Below are 4,371 nucleotides of genomic sequence, written 5' to 3' on the forward strand. Positions count from 1 at the left end.
TTGCGCGGGCGGCCGTTGAGTTCCTGGGCGACGTGTTCGAGGTCTTCGGGCCTGTGCAGGCTCAGATCGGTGCCCTTGGGGAAGTACTGGCGCAACAGGCCGTTGGTGTTCTCGTTAGAGCCGCGCTGCCACGGGGAGGCGGGATCGCAGAAGTAGACCGGCATCCCGGTGGCCATGGTGAACTGCTTGTGACGGGCCATCTCGGTTCCCTGGTCCCAGGTGAGGGAGCCCCGCAGGTGCGGGGGAAGGGCCTGGACAGTGCGGACCAGGCCGTCGCGGACGGCTGTGGCGTCGTGGGAGCTGCCGGGCAGGTGGACCAGCATCGTGTAGCGGGTGGTCCGCTCGACCAGGGTGGCGATGGCTGACCTGCCGTTCGCGCCGATGATCAGGTCGCCTTCCCAGTGTCCTGGCACCGCCCGGTCCTCGACCTCGGCGGGACGGCTGCTGATCATCACCATCGGGTCGTTGAACCGAGGGGTCCGACGGGCTGGGTCGCGTCGGGGCTTGCGCCGGGTGCGACCGGTGCGTATGGCTGCCTGGACTTCCCGCTTCAGGCCGCCTCGGGCCTGCAAATACAGCGCCTGGTAGACCGTTTCCACGCTCACCCGCATGTTCCTGTCGTCGGGATGGCTCTTGGTCAGAGCGTGGCAGATCTACTCCGGGGACCACCGCTTGCGCAGGCCGTCGCGGACGAAGTTGCGCAGCGGGCCCTCGCGTAGCAGCTTGCGTTCCTTCGGGCGGGGCCTGCGCGAGGCGGCGGCCCGGTGGGCCGCGTAGGGGTGGTAGCCGCTGGTCCCCGAGTTGTTCCGCAGCTCGCGTGAGATGGTGCTGGCCGGGCGTCCCAGGGCCCGGCCGATGGCTCGCAGCGATTGGCCGGCGGCGTGCAGGTCGCGTATTCGCTCCCGGTCGGAGAGCGACAGGAATCGCGGGTGCAGCTTCTTCTCAAGGGCCTTGAGGCTGACCGGTGCCTTGTTGATCACACCGGACATCGTGACGGTCCCCGTCGTGTAGTTCACACGCCGACCGTCCGGGTAGAGCCGCCCGTTGCGGCTCTTGTGGACGCCGTTGTCCCAGTCCTTGGCCGTGCGCGGGTTTACCCCGACCTGCTGGGCGGCCTCACGGCGGGAGACACCCCGGGCCCGCAGCTGCTTGTACTCCTCGCGCCGCGGGTGCCCCAGGTGCCCCGTAGTCATGCCGGCCTTGCGAGCCAGGGTGAACGCCGTGTTCAGGTTCAGCCCCAGCTCACGTGCCACAGGAGACACACTCCCCACGGCATCCAACCGCTCAAGGAACCGCTGCTTCAACGCCGGATCGAGCCTCTTACCGCCCACAGTCCTCGCAACTCCCATTGATCATGAGTGTTGCGAGGACCGCTAGAACCCAAGCCCCAGTTCGGTCTGGGGAGGTGCCGGGCCTTCGGTTGTCAGGCTGCCCAGGTCGCGGGCGCGCCCTCGTCGGGGTTGGGAATGCCGGCGGCGGTCGTCGGGGCGGCGGCCGGGTGCCGCATGGCGGTGATCGGTACGGCGCCGGGTTCGGTGGCGGGTGCCCAGATCATTCGCCAGGTGTCATCCCACTCGCAGGCGCAGCCGTGGTCGGGGTGCGGGTGCCGTAAGAAGACGCCGTGCGTAAGGACGGCGCGTGGGATGCGGGGGATGAGCTCCGACGGGTCGTCGCCGGGGTAGAGGTGCAGGTTCCGCCACCCGTGGACGCGGGCCATGTACGCGGCGGCGGCCTCGATGATGCCGGCCCACCGCTGGTGTCCGAGGACGACGAAGCCGATCGGGAAGAGGCGGTCCTCGGTCGGGTCGTCGATGCCGGTGACGTACAGGCCGCGATGGACGATGAAGCCGTTCTCCGCTGCGTCCTCGCCGGGCGTCCAGAGCTGTTCGGCGGGGTGCATCATGCCGTCGTCGCCCTCGCTGGTCACGAGGTCGTACAGGGGCGTGGTGGTCATGCGCTCGCTCCATTGCTGGTGTCGGCCGCCTTGAGGACGCGCGGCAGGTGGACATGGAGGTGTTCGACGTCGACCTGGCGGCCGCGGTCCCGAAGTGCTCGGGCCAGGAGTTCGGTGAGACCACTGGCACGGTGCCGGCCTCCCGCGCACCCGATGGCGATGCGGCGGGGCCCGGCGGGGAGGTCGGCGTAGTCGGCGAGGTTGGCGAGCAGCTCGCGGGCGCCGGGGGTGTTGAGGACGACGTCCTGGACGCGGGGGTTAAGGCCGTCGAGGTCGAGGATGTCGCGAGCAGCGGCCGGGTCGCGGAGCCGGTCGCGTACGTCCTCGATCCGGTCGGCGGCGGGCGGGACGGGGGAGCCGTCCGGGCCGGTGGGCAGGTGCAGGTAGCCGAACGAGATCAGACGGATCGGGTGGGTCGGGCGCACGAAGGGCCTCCAGGTCGCGTGTGAAAAGCGGGAGCGCCAGAGCGCCACGCCTGTCCGGGGAGGGCAGGCGCGGCGCTCTGGTGGGGGTGTGTGGTGTTCAGGGGGTTGATGCCACGGCCGTGCTGAGGATGTGGGCGTGGTCGAACGCGAGGCGTTCCGGCAGGTCGTTCAGGGGCCACCAGCGGGCGGTGCGGGCGTCGTCTCCGGCGGTGATCGTGGTACCGGTGGGGACGACGGCCGCGTAGGCGACGGTGACGTACCGGCCGCGAGGGTCGCGGTCGGGGGCGTCCCAGACGCCGATCGGGCGCAGGTCGTCGACGGTGACGGTGACGCCGGTTTCCTCCGCCAGCTCGCGGGCGGCAGCTGCGAGGCTGGTCTCGCCGGAGTCGACGTGGCCGCCGGGGAGCGCCCATGCGCCTTCGTGCGGCGGCCATCCGCGCTGGATCAGCAGGACCTCACGGTCGGGTGTCAGGGCGACGACGTCGGCGGTGTAGCGGATCGTCTCGAAGGTCTCGGTCATGGGTGCCTCTCGGTTGAGTGGGCTAGTGGGCGGTATCGGTGACCACGAGGAACTGGTCGGTGCGCAGGTCCATCACGACCCGGGCGCCCGGGTGGCCTTGGGTGCGCTGGGCGGCGGCGTACTCTTCGGCGGACCAGGAGCCGCGAGGGCTTCCGGCGGGGAATCGCTCGAGGACGGTCCGGGGCGGGGTGCTGGTGTCGGAGGTGGTCATCAGGCGTCGCCGCCGTTCACGCGCTCGTGGATGTCGATGAGGGTGGCGATGGCGTCGGGGTTGTCCGCCAGGCCGACCCACTGGCCGTGCGCGGTGAAGACGGGCACGGCGTCGGTGTCGGCGTTGAAGACGACGCAGTAGTCGCCGTACCGGTCCATCACCATGTCCCGCAGGATCGGGACCAGCGCGGTGTCCAGGACCTCCAGGGCGTCGACGGTGAGCCGGGCGGGCTCGCCGGGCGACGGCGGCTGGACCAGGGTGCCGGTGACGCGGACCAGGTCGCTGGGCTGTATGCCGGTCAGCAGCTCGTGGGTGATCCGGGCGTCCTCGCTGGTGCAGGACACGATCGTGTCGGGGGCGTCCTTGGCGACGGTGTCCGGGTCGTCGGGTCGGACGACCAGGTCGAAGGTGGCGGTGCCGCGCGGGCCGGGGGCGGGCGGCACGTCGATCCAGCCGTCGACGGTGCAGTGCTTGGTGGTCATGAGTGGGCCTCCGCCAGGGTCTCGGTGGGGCGAGGGGAGCGGGGTCGGGTGGTGCGCTGGGCGATGTCCAGCAGCTCGCGGTTGCGCCGCTTCTGGGCGTCGGTGAGCGGGCGGGCCGTCGCGCCGCCGTGGCGGTGCCAGAGCGGGGAGGCGGGCGGCTCGGGGTAGGCGAGGGCGTGGTCGACGTCGCGTTCGGTTCTGCTCATGGAGGTCCTCCAGGTGGAGGTCAGGCGTGGTCGCCTTGGCCCTTCTTGGACTTGGACTTGGGCTTCGGCGCGAGGTCGGAGGCGAACCGCCCGAGGCGGGCCTCAACGGGGTTGGCGGTGATCCAGTCCTCCGCGCATGCCTTGTGCACGGGCTCCTCGGAGTGGGAGCGCATGGGCGTGGGCTGGCCGCACAGCGTGCAGGGGAGGTCCTGCCAGCGGTCGAAGTGCCGGCTGTCGCGCCAGACGAGAAGGTGGCCGGGAGCCGGGATCAGGCCCGGCTCGAACGGCGGCTTCTTCTCCTTCTTGCGTCCCTGGCGGGTCACGGCCGGAAGTTGGGCAGCTGCTGGAACACGCGGTGCAGCAGGTCCGGCGACGGCTTCCAGGGCACGACCTGCCCGCGGGCGGGGACCGGCAGCGGCAGCTCCTGGACGTCGTCGAGCACCAGGTGCCAGGCGGCCGGGTGCGCCCACTGCGAGCAGAGCGGCGCTCCCTCGGGGTCCTGGTGGCAGTCGGTGATCCGGGCGACACCGACGACCGCTCCCGTGACCAGCTGGCGGCCGCGGATGGTGCGGC

The 4,371-nt window shown here is 71.2% G+C and carries 7 protein-coding genes and 2 pseudogenes; all 9 read right to left on the minus strand.

Going from position 1 to position 4,371, the window contains the following annotated elements:
• A pseudogene (locus tag RIF68_RS28525) lies at positions 1 to 989 on the minus strand (IS30 family transposase); the annotation flags it as partial.
• 434 nt (positions 990 to 1,423) lie between these two features.
• Positions 1,424 to 1,954, minus strand: a complete 531-nt coding sequence (locus RIF68_RS28530; protein ID WP_309054175.1) for a hypothetical protein — start codon at positions 1,952 to 1,954, stop codon at positions 1,424 to 1,426.
• The gene (locus RIF68_RS28535) at positions 1,951 to 2,379 is read right to left on the minus strand and encodes an RNase adapter RapZ (RefSeq protein WP_309054176.1); all 429 of its coding nucleotides are present in this window, start codon (positions 2,377 to 2,379) and stop codon (positions 1,951 to 1,953) included. The genes RIF68_RS28530 and RIF68_RS28535 overlap by 4 nt, the downstream gene beginning before the upstream one ends.
• Before the next feature lie 97 nt (positions 2,380 to 2,476).
• The gene (locus RIF68_RS28540; protein ID WP_309054177.1) at positions 2,477 to 2,899 is read right to left on the minus strand and encodes an NUDIX hydrolase; all 423 of its coding nucleotides are present in this window, start codon (positions 2,897 to 2,899) and stop codon (positions 2,477 to 2,479) included.
• 22 nt (positions 2,900 to 2,921) lie between these two features.
• Positions 2,922 to 3,110 carry a hypothetical protein gene (locus RIF68_RS28545; protein ID WP_309054178.1) on the minus strand — a complete coding sequence of 63 codons (189 nt, stop codon included), beginning with the start codon at positions 3,108 to 3,110 and terminating at the stop codon, positions 2,922 to 2,924.
• Positions 3,110 to 3,592 (minus strand): hypothetical protein, encoded by a 483-nt coding sequence (locus tag RIF68_RS28550; RefSeq protein ID WP_191889119.1) that lies wholly within the window; start codon positions 3,590 to 3,592, stop codon positions 3,110 to 3,112. The genes RIF68_RS28545 and RIF68_RS28550 overlap by 1 nt, the downstream gene beginning before the upstream one ends.
• Positions 3,589 to 3,798, minus strand: a complete 210-nt coding sequence (locus tag RIF68_RS28555) for a hypothetical protein (protein ID WP_191889120.1) — start codon at positions 3,796 to 3,798, stop codon at positions 3,589 to 3,591. Before RIF68_RS28555 ends, RIF68_RS28550 begins: the two co-directional genes overlap by 4 nt.
• Before the next feature lie 20 nt (positions 3,799 to 3,818).
• Complete coding sequence (locus RIF68_RS28560; protein WP_191889121.1) at positions 3,819 to 4,121, minus strand: hypothetical protein; 303 nt, start codon at positions 4,119 to 4,121, stop codon at positions 3,819 to 3,821.
• Positions 4,118 to 4,371: pseudogene (locus tag RIF68_RS28565) on the minus strand (hypothetical protein); the annotation flags it as partial. The pseudogene RIF68_RS28565 and the gene RIF68_RS28560, both read right to left, overlap by 4 nt.

Origin of the sequence: Streptomyces sp. (assembly GCF_031178505.1) — a bacterium.
Classification (GTDB): Bacteria; Actinomycetota; Actinomycetes; order Streptomycetales; family Streptomycetaceae; genus Streptomyces; species Streptomyces gulbargensis.

Bases quoted from the DNA above. Each gene is read 5' to 3' on its own strand.
- RIF68_RS28550 (WP_191889119.1), bottom strand. From the start codon at position 3,592: ATGACCACCAAGCACTGCACCGTCGACGGCTGGATCGACGTGCCGCCC.
- RIF68_RS28545 (WP_309054178.1), bottom strand. From the start codon at position 3,110: ATGACCACCTCCGACACCAGCACCCCGCCCCGGACCGTCCTCGAGCGA.
- RIF68_RS28530 (WP_309054175.1), bottom strand. From the start codon at position 1,954: ATGACCACCACGCCCCTGTACGACCTCGTGACCAGCGAGGGCGACGAC.
- RIF68_RS28540 (WP_309054177.1), bottom strand. From the start codon at position 2,899: ATGACCGAGACCTTCGAGACGATCCGCTACACCGCCGACGTCGTCGCC.
- RIF68_RS28555 (WP_191889120.1), bottom strand. From the start codon at position 3,798: ATGAGCAGAACCGAACGCGACGTCGACCACGCCCTCGCCTACCCCGAG.